Source organism: Nonomuraea sp. LP-02 (assembly GCF_036289125.1).
Classification (GTDB): domain Bacteria; phylum Actinomycetota; class Actinomycetes; order Streptosporangiales; family Streptosporangiaceae; genus Nonomuraea; species Nonomuraea bangladeshensis.
Window position 1 is genome coordinate 4955284 of record NZ_JAXCLK010000001.1, and the last position, 23346, is coordinate 4978629.

10 protein-coding genes are annotated in these 23346 nt (G+C 76.3%); 3 read left to right on the forward strand and 7 right to left on the reverse strand.

The genetic code is table 11. From position 1 onward, the window contains the following. Window positions 1-94: 94 nt before the first annotated feature. Window positions 95-934 carry a GNAT family N-acetyltransferase gene (locus tag SMD20_RS23005; RefSeq protein ID WP_329584402.1) on the reverse strand — a complete coding sequence of 280 codons (840 nt, stop codon included), beginning with the start codon at window positions 932-934 and terminating at the stop codon, window positions 95-97. Continuing rightward, window positions 931-2376, reverse strand: coding sequence for an MFS transporter (locus SMD20_RS23010; RefSeq protein WP_329584404.1), 1446 nt, complete (start codon window positions 2374-2376; stop codon window positions 931-933). The genes SMD20_RS23005 and SMD20_RS23010 overlap by 4 nt, the downstream gene beginning before the upstream one ends. Window positions 2377-2500: 124 nt before the next feature. Here SMD20_RS23010 and SMD20_RS23015 point away from each other — a divergent pair, with 124 nt between their 5' ends. After that, a complete protein-coding gene (locus SMD20_RS23015; RefSeq protein ID WP_329584405.1) occupies window positions 2501-3106 on the forward strand; it encodes a TetR/AcrR family transcriptional regulator in 606 nt (201 codons plus the stop codon). Here SMD20_RS23015 and SMD20_RS23020 read toward each other — a convergent pair whose 3' ends face one another. Genes SMD20_RS23020 through SMD20_RS23040 form a run of 5 tightly spaced genes read right to left on the reverse strand, consistent with a single transcriptional unit; the run spans window position 3107 to window position 19671 of the window. Beyond that, a complete protein-coding gene (locus SMD20_RS23020) occupies window positions 3107-3316 on the reverse strand; it encodes an MbtH family protein (RefSeq protein WP_329584408.1) in 210 nt (69 codons plus the stop codon). Beyond that, a complete protein-coding gene (locus SMD20_RS23025) occupies window positions 3313-14796 on the reverse strand; it encodes a non-ribosomal peptide synthetase (protein WP_329584410.1) in 11484 nt (3827 codons plus the stop codon). Before SMD20_RS23025 ends, SMD20_RS23020 begins: the two co-directional genes overlap by 4 nt. Further along, complete coding sequence (locus tag SMD20_RS23030) at window positions 14793-17807, reverse strand: amino acid adenylation domain-containing protein (RefSeq protein WP_329584412.1); 3015 nt, start codon at window positions 17805-17807, stop codon at window positions 14793-14795. Before SMD20_RS23030 ends, SMD20_RS23025 begins: the two co-directional genes overlap by 4 nt. Continuing rightward, window positions 17804-19102 (reverse strand): lysine N(6)-hydroxylase/L-ornithine N(5)-oxygenase family protein, encoded by a 1299-nt coding sequence (locus SMD20_RS23035; protein WP_329584414.1) that lies wholly within the window; start codon window positions 19100-19102, stop codon window positions 17804-17806. The genes SMD20_RS23030 and SMD20_RS23035 overlap by 4 nt, the downstream gene beginning before the upstream one ends. Next, on the reverse strand, window positions 19096-19671 hold the full coding sequence (locus SMD20_RS23040; RefSeq protein ID WP_329584416.1) for a GNAT family N-acetyltransferase: 576 nt from the start codon (window positions 19669-19671) through the stop codon (window positions 19096-19098). Before SMD20_RS23040 ends, SMD20_RS23035 begins: the two co-directional genes overlap by 7 nt. A gap of 197 nt (window positions 19672-19868) precedes the next feature. Between SMD20_RS23040 and SMD20_RS23045 the strand changes: the two genes are divergently transcribed. Beyond that, window positions 19869-21524, forward strand: a complete 1656-nt coding sequence (locus tag SMD20_RS23045; RefSeq protein ID WP_329584418.1) for an ABC transporter ATP-binding protein — start codon at window positions 19869-19871, stop codon at window positions 21522-21524. Beyond that, a complete protein-coding gene (locus tag SMD20_RS23050; RefSeq protein ID WP_329584419.1) occupies window positions 21521-23245 on the forward strand; it encodes an ABC transporter ATP-binding protein in 1725 nt (574 codons plus the stop codon). Before SMD20_RS23045 ends, SMD20_RS23050 begins: the two co-directional genes overlap by 4 nt. The last annotated feature ends 101 nt before the right edge of the window (window positions 23246-23346 follow it).

Genomic DNA, 23346 nt, shown 5'->3' on the forward strand with positions numbered 1-23346 from the left:
CCGGAACGGCGGCACCCAGCCGCTGACGGCCCACGCGACGGCACCCAGCCGTACCTGACGCTGACGGCCTTCGGGACGATCCGCCCGGAGGCCGTCAGTTCTCGTAGCGGGCCCGGCGGGCGACTGCCTCGAACCCCAGGCCGCGGAAGAGGGCGGCCGAGGCCGGGTTGTTCTCGTTGACGTCCAGGAAGACCTCCGTCGCGCCCGCCGCGCGCATCCGGCCGAGCGCGGCGACCGCGAGCGCCCGCGCCAGGCCGCGGCGCCGCCATCCGGGCACCGCGCCGACCTGGATGAGGAAGCCCTCCGCGCACGCGACGAAGCCGGCGGCGGCGCCGTCCGCCGTACGGGCGACCAGGGAGCAGCCGGGCAGGAACTCGTCGTCGACCAGCCAGTCCACCCACTCCTGGCGGGACCAGCCGGGGAAGCCGGGCCGGTCGGCGAACGACGCGGAGTAGGCCGCGTGGAAGTCCTCCTCGGTGGCGGGCGACCACTCCTCGACGGCCAGCTCCGGCGGCAGCGGGACGTCCGGCAGCGGCAGGGTCAGGTCGCGGCGGAAGACGTCCTCGGCGAACGTCCGCCGGAAGCCGCGGGCGCGGAAGAGCGCGTCGGCCTCGGGCGTCAGCGACTCGGTCTCCAGCCGTACGGGGCCCTCGGCCAGCCGGTCCAGCAGGCCCGAGCCGAGACCCCGTCCCCGGTGGGCCGGGTCGACCAGGCCGGTCACGGCCGTCGCCGGGCCGGCGGGGCGGGCGGCGGCGCAGGCGACGAGGTGGCCGCCGTCGTACGCGCCCACCCCGGGTCCGGCGGCGTACCTGCGTTCCAGGAAGGACGGGGACGTGGTCGCCGGGAGCCCGCCGTCGTGGTCGAGGCAGCGCCGGGCGAGTTCGGCGATCGCCGGCAGGTCGGCGGCGGACAACGGGGCCCACTCGATGGTCACCGGCTGCTCCTTCTCCTGGGGTGAGTGATCATTATGCCTGGCCTACGCAGGAAGACGGCGGCGACGAGCACGCCGAGCAGGACGAGGCCGGCGTTGGCCGCGACGGCGACGAGCACGCCGTGCCGGATCGCGCCGGCCGAGACCGCGCCGCCGGTCACGGCGGTGACGATCGCGGACATGATCGGCGTCCCCATGGTGATGCCGACCTGCTGGGACATCGACGCCAGCCCGGTGGCGAGGCCCTGCTGGTGGTCGGGCAGGCCCGCCGTCGCGGTGACCATGAAGCCGACGATGACCAGCATGTTGCCCACGCCGCCCAGGAACGTGGCGGGCAGCAGCAGCGCCATGGCCGCCGCCGTGTCGCCGAGCAGCAGCAGGGCGGCGGTGCTGACGGCCTGCAGCAGCCCGCCGCCGACCAGTACGGCGATGGTGGAGGTGCGGGCGATGGCCTTCGGCGCGAGCAGGCCGCCGGCCACGGTGCCGAGTCCGAGCACGCCGAAGGAGAGCCCGGCCGCGAGGGCCGAGAAGCCGAGGGTCTTCTGCAGGTAGAGGGTGAGCAGGTACACCAGGGACGTCTCGGTGACGAAGGCGAGCAGCCCGATCAGGTTGCCCCAGGCCACGGTCGGCCTGGCCAGCACCTTCAGCGGGACCAGGGGCTGGGCGGCCCGGCGTTCGACGAGGAGGAAGAGGGCGAGCAGGACCGCGCCGGCGAGCAGCCCCGCCACCGCGTACGGGTGCGTCCAGCCGTGCTCGCCCGCCTGGGTGAGGCCGTAGACGACGCCGAGCAGGCCGAGGGTGACGCTGAGCGCGCCGGGCAGGTCGAGCCGGGGCCGGTCGGCGGGCCGGGACTCGGCGATGACGGCGGGCGCGACGGCGAGCACGGCGAGCGCGACGGGCACGTTGACGAAGAACGCCCAGCGCCAGGAGAGCACGTCGGTGAGCACGCCGCCGAGCACCGCCCCCGCCGTGAACCCGGCGGACATGAGGGCGCCGTTGAGCCCGAGCGCCTTCTGCCGCAGCGGGCCTTCGGGGAAGGACGTGGTCAGCAGGGCCAGTCCTGCGGGGGTGGCGGCGGCCGTCGCGAGCCCCTGGGCGACCCGGGCGGCGATGAGGAGCTCGGGCGTCGGGGCGAGCCCGCCCACGAGGGAGGCCACGCCGAGGAGCGCGAGGCTGCCGAGGAAGATGCGTTTGCGGCCGAGCAGGTCGCCGATGCGGCCGAAGAAGAGGGTGAACCCGGCCGCGCACAGGGCGAAGGCGGTGGCGATCCACTGGAGGCCGCCCAGGGAGAAGCCCAGGTCGTCGCCGATGGCGGGGAGTGCCACGTTCAGGATCGAGAAGTCGACGGCCAGCATGAACTGGGCGACCAGGAGCACCGCGAGGGTGACCCGGTGGCGGCCGGTCAGGAGGCGGTCGGGCGCCGGAAGGGTTGGGGCGATGGACATGAGGGGGCTTCCTCTCGACCCTAAATGGGTCTGGAGTTCCGTTAAGATGAGGGAACGGTAGCACCAGCTACCGCCTTAAGGGAACTCCAGTCCCGATAAGGGTCGAGGGGAGGGAGGGTCCGACATGTCGGACGCTGTCCAGCCCGGCGCGGTCCGGCCTGGCGGGCGTACTGCTCGCGTGCGTGCGGCCGTGCTCCGGGCCGCCGGCGACGTCCTGGCCGAGAACGGCTTCCACGGGCTCGATCTCGGCGAGGTCGCCCGCGTCGCGGGCGTCGGCAGGACCACCGTCTACCGCCGCTGGGGCTCGCCCGGCGCGCTCGCCGCCGACCTGCTCCAGGACATGGCCGAACGCTCGCTCCCCCGCTCCCGCCACGGCGACGTCGGGCGGGACCTGCGCGACAACGCCCGCCTGGTCGTCAGGACGCTCACCGATCCCCGCCAGGGGAGGCTGTTCAAGGCGCTGATCGCCGCCGCGCTCTGCGACGAGCAGGCCGCGCGGGCGCTGCGCCGCTTCTACGCCGTACGCGTCGAGGAGTGGGCCGGCTGCGTCACCGACGCCGTCGAGCGGGGCGAGCTGCCGCCCGGCACCGACGCGCGCCGGGTGATCGCCGCCGTCTCCGCGCCCCTGTACTACGCGCTGCTCAACACCGGCGAACCCCTCGACGAGGCCGCCGCCGACCGGGCCGCGGCGGCGGCGCTCGCCGCGGCCCGCGCCGGGGTCGTACGGTGATCAGGCGTCCATGGCGCGGGCGAGGCCGGCCGGGCGCATGTCCGTCCAGTGGGTCTCGACGTACTGGAGGCACAGGTCGCGGGCGCCGGGCCCGTACACGTCCCGCCAGCCCTCGGGCAGCGGGATCCACGCGGGCCACAGCGCGTGCTGGGCCTCGTCGTTGACCACCACGAGGTAGTCGGTCTCGGGGTCCTCGAACGGGTTGGTCATCGCAGTCGCTCCTTCAGTATGCGGGCCACCTGGGCGAGCGGCCCAGGATCGGCCAGTTGGTAGTGCTCGCAGTCGATGACGTGCTCCTCGACGGCGCCGCCCACGTACGGACGCCAGCGGCCGGGTTCGAGTCCCGAGCCGGCCTTGTCCGCGCCCGCGGTGACGAACAGCAGGTCCCCGTCGTAGTACGGGTGCGGGTCGGCGGTGATGAGCCGCTCGGCGTTGACCGCGACGTCGATCATCGCGCCGATCGTGGCCTCCTCGATCTCGGCCAGCGCCCCTCCCCCGGCCCGCAGGTACCGCACCACGCGCCGCCGGTCGAGCGGCCCGCGGGCGTCGTGCCCGGCCAGGCGGAGCAGGAAGCGCAGGGCGTCCTGCTCGTCGTCGCCGGTCTCCGGCCGTTCGCCGGGCAGCAGCGGGTAGGAGTCGAGCATCGCCAGCAGGGCCACCTCCTCGCCCTCGCGGCGCAGGCGGGCGGCCATCGCGTGCGCGACGACGCCGCCGAAGGACCAGCCGAGCAGCCGGTACGGCCCCGCCGGCGCGACCGCCCGGACGGCGGCCAGGTAGTCGGCGGCCATCTCGTCCAGGGTGCGCGGCAACGGCTCAGGACCGGCCAGGCCGCGCGCCTGGAGCCCGTACACCGGCACGTCCAGCGCCCCCGCCAGGCCGGTGAAGCACCAGGCGAGCCCGAACAGCGGGTGCACGCAGAACAGCGGCGGACCCTCGCCGCCCGTCCTGATGGGCAGCAGCACGTCGAGGGCGTGTCCGGGGCGGTGCGGCGCGCGTACGCGGGCGGCGAGCGCGGCGGGCGTGGGCGCCTCGAACAGCGTCCTGACCGGCAGCCGCACCCCGAACTCGGCCGCGACGGCGGTCATCAGCCGGCCCGCCAGCAGCGAGTGGCCGCCCAGCTCGAAGAAGCCCTCGTCCGGGCCGGGCGCGGGAACGCCGAGCACGTCCGCGAACAGCTCCGCCATCCGCCGCACGTCCGCCGCCGGCCCGGCCGTCCCCGCCGTGGCGGGCACCGGCGTCCAGTCCGCGCGGGTCACCGGCGGCACGTCCAGCTCGCTCAGGCGGGTGCCAGGGGCGCGGGCCACCGTGGCCAGCAGCTCCGCCAGCCCGGCCGCGATCCGCTCCGCCGTGCCCCTGGTGAACAGGTCGGTACGGTACTCGATCGCCCCTTCGCCCTCCTCCGCCAGCGACACCGCGAGGTCGAACTTGGCCGCGCCCGTGGCCACCTCCTCGATCTCGGCCGCCGCCTCCCCCAGCGGCCCGAGCGCCCGGCCGGCGGGATGGTAGGCCACCGCCACCTGGAACAGCGGATGCCAGGCCGGCGACCGGGCCGGCGCGACCGCCTGGACCACCTGGTCGAACGGCACGTCGGCGTGCTCGAACGCGGCCAGGTCGGCGTCGCGGACCCGAGCCAGCAGCTCGGCGAAGGCCGGGTCGCCGCCGGTGTCCACCCGCAGCGCGACGGTGTTGACGAAGAAGCCGACGAGGGCGGCCAGCGCGTCGTCCGGCCGGTTCGCGACGGGGGTGCCCACCGCGACGTCGGTGCCCGCGCCGAGCCGGGTCAGCAGCGCAGCCACGGCGGCGTGCACCACCATGAACATGGTCGCGCCGCCGTCCGCCGCGAGCCGCGCCAGGCCCTCCCTCGTGCCGGGCGGCAGGCGGAACTCCACCACGTCCCCGTCGCCCGTCGCGACCGCCGGACGGGGCAGGTCGTGCGGGAGCGCCGGGTGCCCGGGGAGCCCGGCGAGGGCCCGCCGCCAGTACGCGAGCCGGTCCGGGTCGTGGTTCTCGCGTTCCCAGAGGGTGTAGTCGGCGTACTGGACGGGCAGCGGCGCGAGCTCCGGCGTCCGCCCGGCCGCCCGTGCCCGGTAGGCGGCGGCCAGGTCGTCCCACAGCGGCCCGACCGACCACTCGTCCGCCGCGATGTGGTGCAGCAGGACGAGCAGCAGGTGCTCGCCGGGGGCCGTGGCGTGCAGCCAGACCTTGATCGGCGGCTCGCCGTCCAGGCGGAACCGGTGGCCGGGATCTCCCGGCCCGTCCATCACCTGCACCCGCGCTCTGTCAAGGACGACCTGGTACGGCCCCAGCTCGTCCTCGGCGATGACCGTGCGGAGCGCTTCGTGCCTGGCCACGACGTCCCCGACGGCCTCGCGGAGGGCATCGATGGACAGCGGGCCGCGCAGCCGTACGGCGAGCGGCACGTTGTAGGCGGCCGACGGGCCGTCGAGCGTGTGCAGGAACCACAGCCGGTGCTGCGCCGACGACAGCGGCACCCGTTCGCCGCGCGCTCGCGGGCGAATCGCGGGGACGGGGCCGGGGACGCGGGCGAGCCTGGCCGCGAGCCCGGCGACGGTGGGGGCGTCGAACACGTCCCTGACCGTGACCGCCGCGCCCAGCTCGGCCCTGATCCGGCTGATCAGCCGGACCGCGAGCAGCGAGTGGCCGCCGAGGTGGAAGAAGTCGTCGCCGGCCCGGACCCCGGCCAGGTCCAGCACCTCCTCGAAGATCGCCGCCAGCCGGCGCTCGACCGGCCCTTCGGGCTCCCGCCGCCGCGCGGGCCCGCGACGGACGGCGGCAGGACGGGGGTCCCGGCCGTCGAAACCCACCGCCGGCAGATCGAGGGCGCTGAGCGGCGTGGCGGGGGTCGCGGCGACCTGTTCCAGCAGGCGCAGGAGGGCGTCGGTGACGCTCTCGGCCACGTCCGGCGCGAGCCGGTGCTCCACGGCGACCTCCAGACCGGCCGCCCCGCTCGTCTCGGTGAACGCGAAAGCCAGGTCGAACTTGGGAGCCGGCGGCCCGGGCTCCGGCAGCACCTCCAGCGCGGCCGGCCCGCTCCGCTGGTACGTCACCATGACCTGGAACAGCGGGTTCCCCGCGCCCGATCGGCCGGGGTTGACCGCCTCCACCACCCGCTCGAACGGCGCCCCGGCGTGCTCGAACGCGGCCAGGTCCACCTCACGGACCCGTTCCAGCAGCTCGGCGAAGGCGGGGTCGCCGCCGGTGTCCACCCGCAGCACGACGGTGTTGACGAAGCAGCCCACCAGGTCGGCCGGCGCGTCATCCGGCCGCCCCGCGACCGGCGTGCCCAGAGGAATGTCCGTGCCCGCGCCGAGCCGGGTCAGCAGCGCCGCCACGGCGGCGTGCAGCACCATGAACAGGCTCGTGCCCGCGCGGGCGGCCAGCGCGGCGAGCGCGTCCCGCACCACGGCGGGCGCCCGGCGGACGACCGCGCCGCCCGGCCCGGCCGGCGGCAGCGCGAGCCGTTCCGGCAGCGCGGCGAGGGCCTTCGTCCAGTACGCCAGGTGCTCGGTCAGGGTCGCGTCGAGCCGGTCGCGCTCCCACAGGGCGTGGTCGGCCACCTGCACGGGCAGCGGCGCGAGGTCCGGCGCGCGGCCGTCGGCCCGCGCCCGCAGCGCCGTGGCCAGGTCGGCGAGCAGCGGCGTCACGGACCACTCGTCGCAGGCGATGTGGTGCAGCAGCAGCGTGAGCCGGTCGCCGTCCAGCCATGCCCGCAGCGGCGGCTCGGCGGCCAGGTCGAAGACGTGCCCGAGGTCCGGCGGCCCGTCCGCGACCTCGGGGTCCGCGGGATCGAGGACCACCTGGTACGGGACGCCGTCCGCCTCGCGGTAGACCGTGCGCAGGACCTCGTGCCGGCGTACCGCGTCTCCGAGCGCCGCCCGGAGCACGGACGGCGCCACCGGGCCGGGCAGCCGTACCGCCAGGGGCACGTTGTAGGTCGCCGACGGGCCTTCCAGCGCCCCCAGGAACCAGAGCCGGAGCTGCGCCGACGACAACGGGATCCGCTCCGGCCGTACGGCCCGCACGAGGCCGTCGGCGCGGGCCGGCGGCGAGGCGGCGAGCGCGCCCGCGAGGCCCGCGACCGTGGGCGTGTCGAACAGGGCGCGCAGCGGCAGGTCCGCGCCCAGCCCGGCCCGCACCCGCGCCAGCGCCTTGACCGCGAGCAGCGAGTGCCCGCCCAGGTGGAAGAAGTTGTCGTCCACGCCGACGCCCTCGACGCCCAGCACGTCCGCGAAGATCGCGCACAGCGCCCGTTCCGCCGGGGTGCGCGGCCCCCGCGACCGCCCGGCGGCGGGGGCGCCGGGAGCGGGCAGCGCCTTCCTGTCCACCTTGCCGTTCACCATGAGCGGCAGCGCGTCGAGCGCGACGAACGCGGCGGGCACCATGTAGTCGGGCAGCCGCGCGGCGACGTGCGCCCGCAGGGTGGCGGGGTCGGTCTCGGCCCCGGTCACGTACGCCACGAGCCGTCGCTCGCCCGGCCGGTCCTCGCGGGCGACCACCGCGACCTCGCGGACGCCGGGGCAGCCGGCCAGTACCGACTCCACCTCGCCGGGCTCGATGCGGAAGCCCCGAATCTTGATCTGGCCGTCGGCGCGGCCGGCGAACTCCACCGCGCCGTCGTCGCGCCACCGGGCCAGGTCGCCGGTGCGGTACATCCGGGTGCCCGGCGGCCCGTACGGGTCGGGCACGAAACGCTCGCCGGTCAGGGCGGGCCGGTCGAGGTAGCCACGGGCGAGGCCGGCGCCCGCCACGTACAGCTCGCCGATGACGCCGGGTGGCGCGGGACGCAGCGCGCGGTCCAGGACGTAGACGCGTTTGCCCACGTCGGGGTGGCCGATGGGCACGGTCGTGAGGGCATCGAGGTCGCCGTCGGCGGGCCAGAGCGTGGAGTTCACCATGGCCTCGGTCGGCCCGTACGCGTCGATGACGCGGTGCCGGCCGGCCCAGCGCCGTACCAGCTCGGGGGTCACCGTCTCGGTGCCGACCAGCAGCGTCGAGCCCTCCGGCAGCGTGCACTCGGCAGGCAGGGCCGACAGCAGCGCGGGCGGCAGCGCCAGGTGGGTGACGGCGTGGCGGGTGGCGTACTCGGTCAGCTCGGGACCGGCGACCCGCCGCTCGGCGGGCACGACGACGAGCGTCGCGCCGGTGCACAGCGCCATGGTCAGCTCCCAGAACGCCACGTCGAAGGAGATCGAGGCGAACTGCAGGACGCGGCTGCCCGGACCGACGCCGAACCGGCGCACGGCGGTGTCCACGAGCGCCCGCACCCCGGCGTGCTCCAGGACCACGCCCTTGGGGCGGCCGGTCGAGCCCGAGGTGTAGATCACGTAGACGGGGTGGCGCGGCAGCGGCCGGACGGGCGGCCCGGCGGGGGCGGGCGGGTCGTCCATGAGCAGGGGCGTCATGGGCACGCGCCCGGCGGTCTCGCGGGTGGCGAGCAGCAGGACGGGCCGCGCGTCGTCCAGCATCGCGGCGATCCGCCCGGCGGGCTGGGCCGGGTCGATCGGCAGGTACGCCGCCCCGGCCTTGGCCACCGCCAGCACGCCGACCACCATCCGCAGGTCGCGCGGCAGCGCCACGGCCACGATCCGTTCGGGGCCCGCGCCGGCGGCGGCGAGCGAGGCGGCCAGGCGGTCCGCCCGCGCGTCCAGCTCCGCGTACGTCAGCGACTCCGACTCGCACCGGACCGCGATCGCGTCCGGTGTGGCCCTGACCTGGGCCTCGAACAGCTCGGGCAGGGTCTGGAACGGCTCGGCGGAGCCGGTGTCGTTCCAGGTGGTGAGCATGGTCTCCAGCTCGGCGGGGGCGAGGAGCGGATATTCGCTCAGCCGCCGGCCGGGATCGGCGGTCACCGCGTCGAGCAGGCGGAGCAGGTGCGCGGCGTACCGGCAGGCCGCGCCGCCCCGGTGCTCGACCAGCACGTCCAGGTCGGCCGCGCCGGGACGTTCGGTGAAGGTGACGGAGAGGTCGAACTTGGCCGGTCCTGGCGGCGCGGGCTCCTCCTCGGCGGCGAAGCCGGGGGGCGGCCCGGCGGCCGGATGGTAGGCCACGGCCACCTGGAACAGCGGGTCGCCGTCGCCGCGTTCGGGATTGACCGCCTCCACGACCTGGTCGAAGGGGACGTCGGCGTGGTCGAACGCGGCCAGGTCGGCGGCCCGCACCCGCGCCAGCAGCTCGGCGAACGTGGGATCGCCGCCGGTGTCCACCCGCAGCACGACGGTGTTGACGAAGAAGCCGATCAGGCCGGTCAACGCCTCGTCCGTACGGCCCGCGACGGCCGCGCCCACCGGGACGTCGGTGCCCGCGCCGAGCCTGGTCAGCAGGGCCGCCACGACCGCGTGGGCCGCCATGAACATGGTCGTTCCGTTACGGCGGGCCAGCTCCCGCAGGGGTGCGGCGGGGCGGGAGGCGGTGGCGGTGGCGTCCCCGCCGGTCCACGCGGGCAGCTCCAGGCGTCCGGGGAGGTCGGCGAGCGCGCCGGTCCAGTGGGCGAGCTGCCGGTCGGCGAGGCCGCCGGCGAGCAGGTCGCGCTGCCACAGGGCGTAGTCGGCGTACTGGACGGGCAGCGGCGGCCAGTCCGGCTCGTGGCCCTCGGCGCGGGCCCGGTAGGCGGTGGCCAGGTCGTCCCAGAGCGGGCCGACCGACCACTCGTCGGCGGCGAGGTGGTGGAGCAGCACCGTGAGCCGGTCGCCGTCCAGCCACACCCGCAGCGGCGGCTCGGCCGCCAGGTCGAAGACGTGCCCGAGGTCGGCGGGCCCGTCCGTGACGGGCGGGTCCGCCCAATCCAGCACGATCTGGTACGGCTCGCCGTCCACCTCCCCGAACACGGTCCGCAGCGCCTCGTGCCGTTCCATCAGGTCGCCGACCGCGCGGCGGAGGACCGCCGGGTCCAGCGGCTCGCGCAGGCGCAGGACGAGCGGCACGGTGTAGGCGTCGGACGGTCCGTGCAGCCGGTCCAGGAACCACAACCGCCGCTGCGCCGCCGCCAACGGCACCCGCTCAGGCCGCTCCCGCACCGCCGGCGGCGGCGTCCCGCTTCCCGACGAGGGCCGGGCACGCCCGGCCGGGCCGGCCGAGGAAGCGGCAGAGAGGGCGGCCGAGGAGGCAGGCGAGGTGGCGGGCGAGAGGGCGGTCGGGAGGGCGAGGCGGGCGGCCAGGCCGGCCGGGGTCGGGGCGGCGAAGACGTCGCCGAGCGCCGCCTCCGCCCCCGTGACGGCCCTGATCCGCGCGGCCAGCCGCCCGGCGAGCAGCGAGTGCCCGCCCAGCAGGAAGAAGTCGTCGGCCGCGCCCACCGCGCGGACCCCGAGCACCTCGCCGAACAGCCGGCACAGCACGCGCTCGGCCTCCGTACGCGGCTCCGCCGCGCCGGGCGTGCCGGGCAGGCCGCGCACGGCGGGCGCCCGCAGGGGGGCGACGGAAAGCTCGGCGATCGGCCGCTCGGGCCGGAGCGCCGCCTGCCGGACGACCTCCGCCAGCCGCGCCCCGAGCCCTTCGGCGGTGGCGGCGTCGAACAGGTCCGTGCGGTACTCCACCTGCCCCCCGCCCGGCCCGAGCACGAACGTCAGGTCGAACTTGGCCACGCCAGGCCCACCGGCCTCCTCGACCGGCAGCCCCGAGTCGCGCTCGTACGCGATCATCACCTGGAACAGCGGGTGCCTGCCGGGCACGCGCACCGGCCGCAGCTCCTCCACCAGCAGGTCGAAGGGCGTCTCCGCGTGGTCGAACGCGGCCAGGTCAGCCTCCCGCACCCGCGCCAGCAGCCCGGCGAACGTGGGATCGCCGCCGGTGTCCACCCGCAGCACGACGGTGTTGACGAAGAGCCCCACCAGGTCGTTCAGCGCCTCGTCCGCCCGCCCCGCGACCGGCGTGCCGAGCACGATGTCGGTGCCCGCGCCGAGCCGGGTCAGCAGCGCCGCCACGGCCGCGTGCAGCACCATGAACGGCGTGCACCCGTGCCGCCCCGCCAGCTCGTCGATCGCGTCCAGCGGCAGGTCGAAGGCGATCGTCGCGCCGCGCCGGCCGGGCTCGTCGGGGAAGGGCCGGTCCACGGGCAGCGGCAGCTCGGGCGGCAGGCCGTCGAGCGCGCGCCGCCAGTACGCCAGCTCCTTCGCCGGCCGCCCCGCCGGATCGTCCCTGCCGCTCAGCAGCTCGCGCTGCCACAGGGCGTAGTCGGCGTACTGGACGGGCAGCGGCGGCCAGTCCGGCGCGCGGCCCCCGGCGCGGGCCCGGTAGGCGGCGGTCAGGTCGGCGACCAGCGGGCGCAGCGACAGCTCGTCCCCGGCGATGTGGTGCAGCAGCACGGTCAGCCGGTCGCCGTCCAGCCACGCCCGCAGCGGCGGCTCGGCGGCCAGGTCGAAGACGTGCCCGAGGTCGGCGGGCCCGGTCTCGACGCGCACGTCCGCCCGGTCCAGCACGATCTGGTACGGCTCGCCGTCCTCCTCCCCGAACACCGTCCGCAGCACCTCGTGCCGCTCCACCACGTCCGCCAGCGCGAGCTCCAGCGCGGCCACGTCGGGCGGGCCGTCCAGCCGCAGCGCGAAGGGCATGTTGTAGGTGGCCGAGCCGCCCTCCAGCCGGTGCTGGAGCCACAGGCCGCGCTGGGCGTGCGAGGCCGGCACCCGTTCCGGGCGGGGGCGCGGCACCAGCGGCGGGCGCGCGGCGGCCACGCCGAGCCGGCCGCTCAGCTCGGCGACCGTCGGCGCGTCGAACAGCGTGCGGACGCCGGCGGCCGCGCCGAGCTCGGTCCTGAGCCGGCTCACCAGCCGGGCGGCGAGCAGCGAGTGGCCGCCCAGCTCGAAGAAGTCGTCGTCGGCGCCGACCCGGTCCACGCCCAGCACCTCGGCGAACAGCGCGCACAGCCGCTCCTCCAGCGGGCCGCGCGGCTCACGTCCCGCCGCCCGCGTCCCGGCCGGGTCGGGGAGGGCGCGCCGGTCCACCTTGCCGTTGGGCAGCAGCGGCAGCTCGGCGAGCCGGACGACCGCCGAGGGCACCAGCGGCCGGGGCAGCACGCCCCGCAGGTACGCCCGCACCTCGTCCTCGCTCGCCCCGCCGCGTACGTAGGCGACGAGCCGCGGCCCGCCCGCGCCGTCCGCGCGCACCGCGACGGCGGCCTCCTCGACGCCGGGGCAGCCGGCCAGCACGGCCTCCACCTCGCCGGGCTCGATCCGGAACCCGCGGATCTTCACCTGGTCGTCGGCCCGCCCGGCGAGCTCCAGCCGGCCCTCCCGCCACCGCGCGAGGTCGCCGGTGCGGTACATGCGAGCGCCCGGAGGCCCGTACGGGCAGGGCACGAAACGTTCGGCGGTCAGCCCAGGCCGCCCCAGGTAGCCGCGGGCCAGCCCGGCCCCCGCCAGGTAAAGCTCGCCGGTCACGCCGGGCGGCGCCGGGCGCAGCATCGGGTCGAGCACCAGCGCGCGGACGCCGGGCACGGGGCCCGCGGTGCCGTCCTGCCTGCGTACGTAGGCGTCCACCGTGCACTCGGTCGGGCCGTACAGGTCCCTGGCGATCACCCTCGGCAGCGCGCGGAGCCGCCGCCAGAGCGGGCCGGGCACCGCCTCGCCGCCGACCGCGACCACGGCCGGCCGGTGCAGGCCGTCCTCCAGCGCGGCGATGAGCGAGGCCAGGTACGACGGCGTCACGTCCACGTAGTCGATCCGGTGCGCGGCCAGGTAGCCCGCGAGCAGCTCGGGATCCTGGTACGTGGCGTCGTCCAGCACGTGCAGCTCGTGCCCGGCGAGCATCCACAGCAGCGGGTCCACCGAGGCGTCGAACGAGAACGACGCGCTGTGCGCGACCCGCAGCCGCCGGCCGCCGGTGGCGGCGACCGCCGCGGCGATGGTGTCCGCCTCGTGCGCGGCCAGCAGGTTGGCGACGGCTCCGTGCGGCACCACGACGCCCTTGGGGCGGCCGGTGGAGCCGGAGGTGTAGATCACGTACGCGGGATGCTCGGGACGGGCGGTCTCGCGGCGCGCGGTTCCCGGGGCCGGGTCGTCGGCCAGGACGACCCTGGCGTCCCCGGCGAGGGGCAGGCCGGGCGCGGTCACGGAGTCGGTGACCACGACGGCGGCCCGCGCGTCGCCGAGCATGAGCGCGATCCGGTCCGCCGGATAGCCGGGATCGACCGGCAGGTAGGCCGCGCCGGACCGCCACACCGCCAGGACGGCCGCGACCAGGTCGAGCCCGCGCGGCAACGCCAGGGCGACGACGTCCTCGGGGCCCGCGCAGATCGCCCCCGCCAGCCGGTCGGCCCGTGCGGCCAGCTCGGCGTAGGTGAGGGCGTTCCCGGCGGCGTCCACCACGGCGGTCGCGTCCGGCGTGGCCGCGCAGCGCTCGGCGAAGGCGTCGGCCGGGGTCCGCACGGGGTACGGACCGGCCGTCCCAGCCTGCGCGCCGAGCACCTGGGCGCGTTCGGTCTCGTCCAGCAGGTCGATCAGGCCGACCGGGCGCTCAGGGGCGGCGGCCAGCCGGTCCAGCGCGCGGACCAGCCGGTCGAGCACCCGCCCGGCCTCGGCGGCGCTCACCCGGCCTTCCCGGTAGGCCAGCTCCAGCCGCAGCCGCTCACCCGGACGGGCGCAGAGCGTGATCGGGTAGTGGGTGGCGTCGCGCTCCTCGACGCTCTCGACCAGCGGGCCGACGGGCCCCGCCGGATGGTTCTCGAACAGCACCAGCGTGTCGAACAGCTCGCCTCTCCCCGCGAGCGTCTGGATCTCGGCCAGCCCGAGGTGCTGGTGGTCGGCGAGCCGGGCGTGGGCGTCGCGGAGCCGGGCGAGGCAGGCGGCCACCGGCTCCTGGGCGCGCAGCCGGACCCGTACCGGAAGGGTGTTGATGAACAGGCCGATCATGCGGTCGGCGGCCGGCAGCTCGGGCGGCCGGCCGGAGACGGTGGTGCCGAACACCACGTCGTCCCGGCCGGTGAGCACGCCCAGCACGAGCGCCCACGCGGTCTGCACGACCATGCTCATCGTGACGCCCGATCCGCGGGCCAGCGCGGCGAGCCGCCCGGTCAGGCCGGCGCTCAGCTCGGTCACGACCTCGCGGACCGCGCCGGGCACGTCCACCCGGGGGGCCACCAAGGTGGGCTCCCCGAGCCCCGCCAGGTGCTCCCGCCAGGCGTCACGCGCCGCCGCGACGTCACGTCCGCCCAGCCAGGCCAGGTAGTCCTGGTACGGCGGCGCGGGCGGCGGCTCGGCTCCCGCGTACAGCTCGAACAGCTCGCGCAGCGCCAGGTTCAGCGACCAGCCGTCCAGCACCAGGTGGTGGTTGGCGACGAGCAGCAGGTGCCGGTCGGGGGCCTCCTTGACCAGCGTGAACCGCACCAGCGGCGGCGCCTGCAGGTCGAACGGCGTCCGCCGGTCCCGCTCCACGACCTCGGCCGCCGAGCCGCCCCCGGTCAGGTCCACCTCCCGCCAGGGGAGCCCGGCGCGGGCCGCGATGACCTGCACCGGCCGGCCGTTCCTCCGGCTGCGGAAGGCCGCGCGCAGCGGGTCGTGGCGGGCCAGCAGGCGCTCGGCCGCGCCCCGCAGGGCCGCCGCGTCGAGCGGGCCGCGCAGCCGGACAGTGGTGTGGACGGTGTACGGGTCGTCCTCGCCGTGCAGCGCGTGGAAGAACAAGCCCTCCTGGAGAGGGGTGAGCGGCCAGACGTCCTTGATCTTCTTGGCCTCGGGGCCGGTCACGCCAGGGTCTCCTCGAACTCGTCAAGCTCGGCCTGGTCGAGCGCGACCAGGAAGGCGCCGGACGGCGCGGTGGCGCGCAGCGCGTCGAGCCACCGCCCGGACAGCTCACGGACGGCGGGCTCGGCCAGCACGCGGGACGCCCACGTCCAGGTGGACTCCAGCCGCGCGCCGTCCGGGCCCTCGGCCACGAACGCGTCCACGGTCAGGACGTGCGCGAGCGGCAGGCCGGGGTCGGCCAGGTCCAGGAAGCTCTCCGGCTCCAGGACCATCCCCCAGTCGCCCGGCTCCTCGGGGAAGCGGCCCAGGAAGTTGACGCAGATCGCCGGCCTGGTCAGGCGGGCCAGGCGCGGGCCGGCGTCCTGGTCGAGGTGGCGGAGCAGGCCGTAGCCGACGCCCTTGCCGGGCACCTCGCGCAGCCGGGCGGAGACGCGGGCGAGCGCGTCGGCCCCGCCCACCGGTCCGGGGTCCAGCCGGACCGGCCAGATGGCGGTGAACCAGCCCACGGTGCGCGACAGGTCCGCGCCGGCCACCAGGTCCTCGCGGCCGTGCGCCTCGACGTCGAACAGGACCTCACGGCCGCCCGGCAGTCCGTGGCCGGCCCGGTGCCCGGCGACGGCCAGCGCGAGCGCGGCGAGCACCCGATCGAGCGTGACGTCCAGCGGGGCGCTCACGGTGAGCCGGGCGGCGGTCGCGGCGGTGTCCCGCGCCGGGTCGAGCCGCCAGGGCTCCTCGGCGGCGAGGGTGTCCGTCCAGTACGGCAGCTCGGCGCGGCGGTCCAGCGCGGGCAGGGCGCGGGCCCACGTCCTGAAGGAGGTGGAGCGGGTGAGCGGCGTCGTGGCGGCGTACGCCTGCGCCAGGTCCTCGGCCAGGATCCGCCAGGAGACGCCGTCCACGACGAGGTGGTGCGCGACCAGGTGCAGCCGGTCTTCTGTGGGGGCGCGGTGCCGTACGGCGCGCAGCATCACGCCGTCGCGCGGGGCCAGGGCGGCGCGGGCCGCCGCGAGCGCCTGCGGCAGGAGGGCGTCGTCCGTCACCTCGCGCAGCAGGCCCTCGGCGGGGGCTGCGCCGGGCGGCGGCACGTGCAGGCCGGTGCCGGTGAGACGGGCGCGGAGCAGGTCGTGGTGGTCCAGCAGGGCGCGCAGGGCCCGGATGAGGCGGTCGCGATCCACGTCGGGGGGCAGGCGCAGGGTGATCGACTGGGCGAAGTGCTCGGCGGTCGCGTCGCCGCCGCGTTCGCGCAGCCAGTTCATGATCGGGGTGGCGGGCACGTCACCGAGCGCCGCCTCCGGAGGCTCGGCCGCGCCCTCGGGGACGGCGGCGGCGGCCAGGGCGCGGGCGGTGCCGAGTTCGAGCACCTGGCGGGCGGTGATCGCCAGGCCGGCACGTCGGGCCCGGCCGACGAGGTGGAGCGCGAGGATGCTGTCGCCTCCGAGCGCGAAGAAGTCATCCGTGGGCCGCACGTCCGGCAGCCGCAACACGTCCGCGACAAGCGCGACCAGTAGCCCTTCGGCGCTCTCCCCCGCAGCGCCTGCTCCCGCGCCGCCCGCTCCCGCCTTCACGTCCCAGGCCGGGGGCGGGAGGGCGCGGCGGTCGAGCTTGCCGTTCGCCGTCAACGGGACCGACGCCAAGGGGACGAAGACGGCGGGCACCATGGGGCCGGGCAGCCGGGCGGCGGTGTGGGCGCGCAGCGCGTCCGGGTCCACGGCCGCCCCTTCGGCCGGCACCACGTGCCCGGTCAGCAGGGTGACGCCGGGGCGCACCTCATGGGCGGTCACCACGGCCTGGCGCACGTCGGGATGGGCGTTCAGCACGGCCTCGACCTCGCCGGGCTCGACCCGGAAGCCGCGGATCTTGATCTGGTCGTCGGCGCGGCCCGCGTACTCGACGACGCCGTCGGGGCGGCGGCGGGCGAGGTCGCCGGTCCGGTACATCCGGCTGCCGGGCGGCCCGTACGGGTCCGGCACGAACCTTCCGGCGGTCAGCCCCGGCCGCCCCAGGTAGCCGCGGGCCAGTTGCACGCCGGCGAGATAGAGCTCACCGGCCGCGGCCGGCCGAAGGTCGCGGTCCAGCACGTGGACTGCGGTGTTCCAGACCGGGCGGCCGATCGGCACCGGCCCGGACTCCCCCGGCCGGCACGCCCAGTACGTGACATCCACGGCGGCCTCGGTCGGCCCGTACAGGTTGTGCAGCCCGCACCCGGGCAGCGCCGCGTGGAACTCGGCGGCCAGCCCGGCGGGCAGCTCCTCGCCGCTGCAGATCACCCGCCGCAGCCCGGTGCAGCGCGCCGCGTCCGGGTCGGCCAGGAACGCGCGCAGCATCGACGGCACGAAGTGCACGGTCGTGACCCGTTCCCGCCGGATCAGCCCGGCCAGGTACGCCGCGTCGCGGTGCCCGCCCGGCTCGGCCACCACGAGCGTGGCCCCGGCGATCAGTGGCCAGAAGAACTCCCACACCGACACGTCGAACCCGGCCGGCGTCTTCTGCAGCACCCGGTCCTCGGCGGTGAGTCCGTACTCGGCCTGCATCCAGCGCAGCCGGTTGACGATGGCCTCGTGGGCGACCACGACCCCCTTGGGCCGGCCGGTGGAGCCGGAGGTGTAGATCACGTACGCGGGGTTGCGCGGATCGACGGGCGTGGCCGGCTCGCGCCGCCCGTCCGGTTCGAGCTCCACCTCGCGCAGCGTGACCACGGGGGCGGCGTCGACCAGCATGGACGCGGTCCGCTCGGCCGGCTGCTCGGGGTCCACCGGCAGGTACGCGGCCCCGGTCTTCAGCACCGCGACCAGCGCCACGACCAGCTCGGCCGAACGCGGCAGCGCGACCGCGACCACGCGCTCGGGGCCCGCGCCCCGCTCCCGGAGGCGGGCGGCCAGCGCGGAGGCGGCCGCGTCCAGCTCGGCGTAGGTGAGCATGCGGTCGCGGAAGCGCAGCGCGGGCCGCCCGGGCGTGGCGGCGGCCTGCTCGTCGACGAGCCCGGCCAGAGTGAGCGGGCGGGTGAGCGGGCGGGTCATCGGGCCGGCTCCAGGACCGCCGGCGAGGCGAGCGAGTCGGCGATCTCGCCGGCCCGCACGGCCGTCGTGGACAGCAGCGTGGCGGTCAGCCCGTGGGTGTGCTCGGTCGCGCCCTGGAGGTAGATGCCGCAGGTCAGCTCGGGCGTGGTGCGTACCCGGTGGTCGCGGCCGACCAGCAGCGCGCCGTCGTCGTCGCGCAGGCAGTAGGGCCCGGCGGCGCCGAGCAGGTCGAGCGGGTCCACGGGCCGGTAGCCGGTGGCGTAGACGACCACGTCGGCGCGCAGCGGCTCGACCTCGCCGCTGACCAGCGACCTGACGTGCACGGTCACCTCGCCGGGACGGGTCTCCAGGCCGACGGCGCGCGACAGGTTCATGATCCGCAGCCGCTCGACGCCGGCGACCTTCTCCCGGTACGCCCGCCCGAACAGCTCCTTCAGCAGGTCGAGGTCCACGACGGAGTAGTTGGTGTTGGCGTGGTAGTCCAGGATCATGCGTTTGACCTCGTGCGGCGCGTCGTAGAAGTGGTCGACGGCGGCGGGGTCGAAGACGCTGTTGGCGAAGGGGCTGTCGTCGGCGGGGCTGTAGCCGTACCGGGAGAAGACCGCGCAGATCTGGGCGGAGGGGAAGCGGCTGTGCAGGTGCTCGGTCACCTCGGCGGCGCTCTGGCCCGCCCCGACGACCACGAACCTGCGCGGCCGGTCGTCGGGCAGGTCCGCCAGCCGGTGCATCAGTTCCTGGCTGTGCCACACCCGCTCGCCGGCGACGACGCCGGGCGGCAGCACGGGCTGGAGGCCGGCGGCGAGCACGACGTTGCGCGCCCGGTAGGTGGTCAGCTCGTTGTGCTGGGCCACGATGTCGAGGTGGGTGACCATGCCGCCGTCCGTGCCGCCGTCCGTGCCGCCGTCCGTGACGGGCCGGATGGTGACGGCCTCGGCCCCGTAGACGACCTGGTGCTCGAAGCGGGCCGCGACCCATTCCAGGTAGTCGTGGAACTCCAGGCGGGTCGGGTACATCGTCTTCTGGTTGATGAAGTCGGCCAGGCGGCCCTTGGCGTGCAGGTAGCTGACGAAGCTGTGAGGGCTGGCCGGGTTCCGCATCGTGACCAGGTCCTTGAGGAAGGACACCTGCATGGTCGCGCCGTCGATCAGCATCCCGCGGTGCCAGCCGAACGACGGCTGCCGCTCCAGGAAGACGGCGGACGGCGCCGGCGTGCGCGACTCGGCGAGCGCGACGGCCAGGGCGAGGTTGGAGGGGCCGAAGCCGATTCCGACGAGGTCGTAGGCCGGGGTCACCACTGAGGAAGGTCCTCCTGAGCACGCGGGTACACCATCAGCGCCGCCGTCTTGTGCGGCATCGTCACCTCTCCCACACGGACGAACCCGGCCGCGGTGAAGGCCCGGACGGAGGGCTCGTTGCGGACGTTCGGCTCGGCGACGACGCGGGTGCAGCGCTCGTCGGCCGCCAGCAGGCCCTCGGCGACCGCGCGCAGCAGCCGGCGGCCGACGCCGTGGCCGAGGTCGCGCTCGTCGCCGATCGCGACGTGCACGCCGAGGTCGTGCGGCCGGTACGGGTACAGCGGCGCCAGCCGGTCCCGCAGCACCCGGTAAAGCTCCAGGTAGGCGACCGGTTCGCCGTCCCGGTACGCCAGGCACGGCCGGGAGTGCCGCCCCGCCGCCTGGCGGGCGATCTCGTCGGCCCATCGCTCGTACGGCCAGGCCTGGTCCCAGGGGCCGGCCACGTGCGGCCGGTTCATCCAGTCGTGGACCACGGCGACGCCGTCGGCGCCGGGCTCGATCGGGGCCACCCGCCATCCGCCGGCCAGCGAGGGGATCGGCGGGGCGCCGACCTCCACATGCACGTCCACACACCCTCCAAGTTAGGTTTGCCTTACCTAAGTTTACGGCCACGCACAACACATCATGGATGAAGTGCGACCGTCAAGACGCGACGAAGGTGGATTCCGTGTCGCTTCCCCACCAGAGCGGGCATCTCCCCTCTTCAGGCCACGAGTCGGACATGTTAGGTTAGGCTCGCCTTACTGTCGATCTTCGGGAGCGCCGCTTGCACACCGGGCGGGACGTACTGCTGCGCACGGTCGCGAGCCAATGGCGCAGGCTGGCCGGGGGCTCGCTGCTCGGCGCCGGGCACCAGGCGGGCGAGGCCCTGGTGCCCGTACTCATCGGGGTCGCCATCGACCAGGCGGTCGCGGGCGGCGACTGGGGGCGGCTGCTCCTGTGGCTGGCGGTGCTCGCCGCCGTCTACGTCGGCCTGTCGTTCAGCTACCGCTTCGGCGCCCTGGTCGGCGAGCGCGCCGCCGAGGAGGCCGCGCACGACCTGCGCACCGCCGTCGTCGCCAGGGTGCTGCACCCCGGCGGCGGCGCCGAGGACCGCCTGCCCGGCGCGCTGACCGGCATCGCCACCGAGGACGTACGGCGGGTCGGCGCGGTCCTGATGGCGGTGCTGGCCGGCGTCGCCGGGCTGACCGGCCTGGTCGTGGCCGGGGTGCTGCTGCTCAACACCTCGGTCCAGCTCGGGCTGATCGTGCTGGCCGGCACGCCGGCGCTGCTGTGGCTCGGGCACCTGCTCGGCAAGCCGCTGGAACGCCGCAGCGCCGTCGAGCAGGAGCACGCCGCGCGCGCCTCGGGCATGGCCGCCGACCTGGTGACCGGGCTGCGGGTGCTCAAGGGGATCGGCGCCGAACGGGCCGCGGTCGAACGTTACCGGCGTACCAGCCGCGACTCCCTCGCCGCCACCCTGCGCGCCTCCCGCGCCGAGGCCCTGCAGAACGGCGTGGTGCTCGCGCTCACCGGCGCCTTCATCGCGCTGATCGCGCTGGCCGGCGGCTACTTCGCCACCGCCGGCGACATCACGCTCGGGCAGCTCGTCTCCGCGGTCGGGCTGGCCCTCTTCCTCCAGGGTCCGCTGCAGCTCTTCGCCTGGGTGAACGCCGACTTCGCGCAGGCCAGGGCGTCGGCCGCCCGGGTCGCGGCACTGCTGTCCGCGCCGCCCGCCGTGCCCGCGGGCGACCGCGAGCCGCCCGAGGACGTGGCGGGCGCGGTCCGGCTGCGGTCGGTCAGCTACGGGCCGCTGCGGGACCTCGACCTGGACATCGCGCCCGGCGAGCTGGTGGGCGTGGCCGCCACCGATCCCGCGGCGGCCACGTCCCTGGTGCGCTGCCTGGGCCGGCAGGCCGACCCCGAGGCCGGGACGGTGGAGCTCGACGGCGTGCCACTCCGCGACCTGGACCCCGGACGGCTGCGGGAGGCGGTGCTGGTGGCCGAGCACGACGCGGTCCTCTTCGAGGGCACCGTCACCACCAACGTCGGCCATGCCCCGGGGGCCGCCGTCGCCGAGGCGCTGGAGGCCGCAGGCGCGGGGGACATCCCGCCCGGCACCCCGGTCAGCGAGCGCGGCGGCTCGCTCTCGGGCGGCCAGCGCCAGCGGGTGGCGCTGGCGCGGGCGCTCGCCGCGGCCCGCCCGGTGCTCGTCCTGCACGACCCCACCACCGCCGTGGACGCCGTCACCGAGACCAGGATCGCCGACGGCATCAGCCGCCTGCGCCGCGACCGCACGACCGTGCTGGTGACCACCAGCCCCGCCCTGCTCGCGGTGGCCGACCGGGTGCTGCTGCTGCACGAGGGCCGCGTCGCCGACGAAGCCCCCCACGCCGACCTGCTGCGCCGCAACCCCGGCTACCGGGCGGCGGTGCTCGCATGACCAGGGAACTGCTGCCGACCGCGACGCCGGCCCGTACCCGGGCGGCCGTCCTGCAGATCGTGCGCCCGCACCGGCGGACCGCCGTGGCCGGGTTCGGCCTGCTGATCGTGGCCACCTCCGTGGGCCTGCTCATCCAGCCGCTGCTCGGCCACATCGTCGACCTGGTGGCCGGCCGCGAGCGGGCGGCGGCGCTGGCCGTGCCCGCCGCGCTGCTGGTGCTCGTCGGCCTGGTCCAGGGGGCGCTGACCGCCTGGGGGCTGACGCTGGTGGCCAGGCTGGGCGAGACCGCCCTCGCCGACCTGCGCGAACGCTTCGTCGAGCGGGTCCTCGCCCTGCCGCTCGACCGGGTGGAACGGGCCGGCTCCGGCGACCTCACCTCCCGCGTGACGGGCGACGTGGCGCGGGTCGCCGAGGCCGTACGCTCGGCGCTGCCCGCGCTCGCCCGGTCGCTGCTGTCGATCGTCCTGACCCTGGTCGCCCTCGCGCTGCTGGACTGGCGGTTCCTGGTGGCGGCGCTGCTCGCCGTGCCGGTGCAGGCGCACACCGCCCGCTGGTACGTCCGCAACGCGGTGCCGCTCTACGCGGCCCAGCGGGTGGCGAACGGCGAGCAGCAGCAGCAACTGCTCGACACGATCGCGGGGGCGTCCACCGTACGGGCCTTCCGTGCCGAGCCGGAGCACCTGGAGCGGGTCGCCGGCCGTTCGCGGGCCGCGGTGGAGCTGACGATGCGCGGGGTGCGGCTGATGCTGCGCTTCTACAGCCGCCTGCACATCGCCGAGTACGTCGGCCTGGCCGCGGTGCTCGCGGCCGGGGTGCTGCTGGTCCGCGACGGCTCGGCCACGATCGGCACCGCCACGGCCGCCGCGCTGTACTTCCACAACCTCTTCGGCCCGATCAACACCGCCCTGGCCCTGCTGGACGACGCCCAGGCGGCCACCGCGAGCCTGGCCCGCGTCATCGGCGTGGCCGACGCCGCACCCGCCGATCCCGCACCCGCGACCCGGCAGCAGGAAGGGCGCGGGGTGAGTGTGCGCGGCCTCGCCCACGCGTACGAGCCGGGCGACCCGGTGCTGCACGGCGTGGACCTCGACATCCGTCCCGGCGAGCGGGTCGCGCTGGTCGGGGCGAGCGGCGCGGGCAAGACCACGCTGGCCAAGCTGGTCGCCGGCGTGCACGAGCCCACCACCGGCACCGTCGAGACGCCGCCCGGCGTCGCCATGGTGACCCAGGAGGTGCACGTCTTCGCCGGTCCGCTGGCCGACGACCTGCGCCTGGCCCGCCCGGACGCGACCGACGACGAGCTGCGCGCGGCCCTCGCCACCGTGGACGCCCTCGCCTGGGTGGAGGCGCTGCCCGACGGCCTCGCGACGGTCGTCGGCGAGGGCGGGCACCGCCTGACCGGCGCCCAGCGGCAGCAGCTCGCGCTGGCCCGGCTGGTGCTGGCCGACCCGGCGGTGGCGGTGCTCGACGAGGCCACGGCCGAGGCGGGCAGCGTCGGCGCCCGCGTGCTGGAGCGCGCGGTCGAGCGGGCCGTGGACGGGCGTACCGCGCTCATCGTCGCCCACCGGCTGACCCAGGCCGCCGCCGCGGACAGCGTGGTGGTGATGGAGGACGGCCGGGTCGTGGAACGCGGCCCGCACGAGGACCTGCGCGCCGCGGGCGGCCGCTACGCCGCCCACTGGTCGGCCTGGACCGACCACCGCCCCCATGAGGACGCCTGAGTTGCCGAACCGTTAGCCGAGTGAGGCTCATGTTCATCTTGCCGAGCCCGCGACCGCGATGGATGCTGACGGCGACCCCGGTTACGCAGCCTGGGAGGTGG

Bases quoted from the DNA above. Each gene is read 5' to 3' on its own strand.
- SMD20_RS23010 (WP_329584404.1), bottom strand. From the start codon at position 2,376: ATGTCCATCGCCCCAACCCTTCCGGCGCCCGACCGCCTCCTGACCGGC.
- SMD20_RS23030 (WP_329584412.1), bottom strand. From the start codon at position 17,807: ATGACCCGCCCGCTCACCCGCCCGCTCACTCTGGCCGGGCTCGTCGAC.
- SMD20_RS23050 (WP_329584419.1), top strand. From the start codon at position 21,521: ATGACCAGGGAACTGCTGCCGACCGCGACGCCGGCCCGTACCCGGGCG.
- SMD20_RS23020 (WP_329584408.1), bottom strand. From the start codon at position 3,316: ATGACCAACCCGTTCGAGGACCCCGAGACCGACTACCTCGTGGTGGTC.
- SMD20_RS23015 (WP_329584405.1), top strand. From the start codon at position 2,501: ATGTCGGACGCTGTCCAGCCCGGCGCGGTCCGGCCTGGCGGGCGTACT.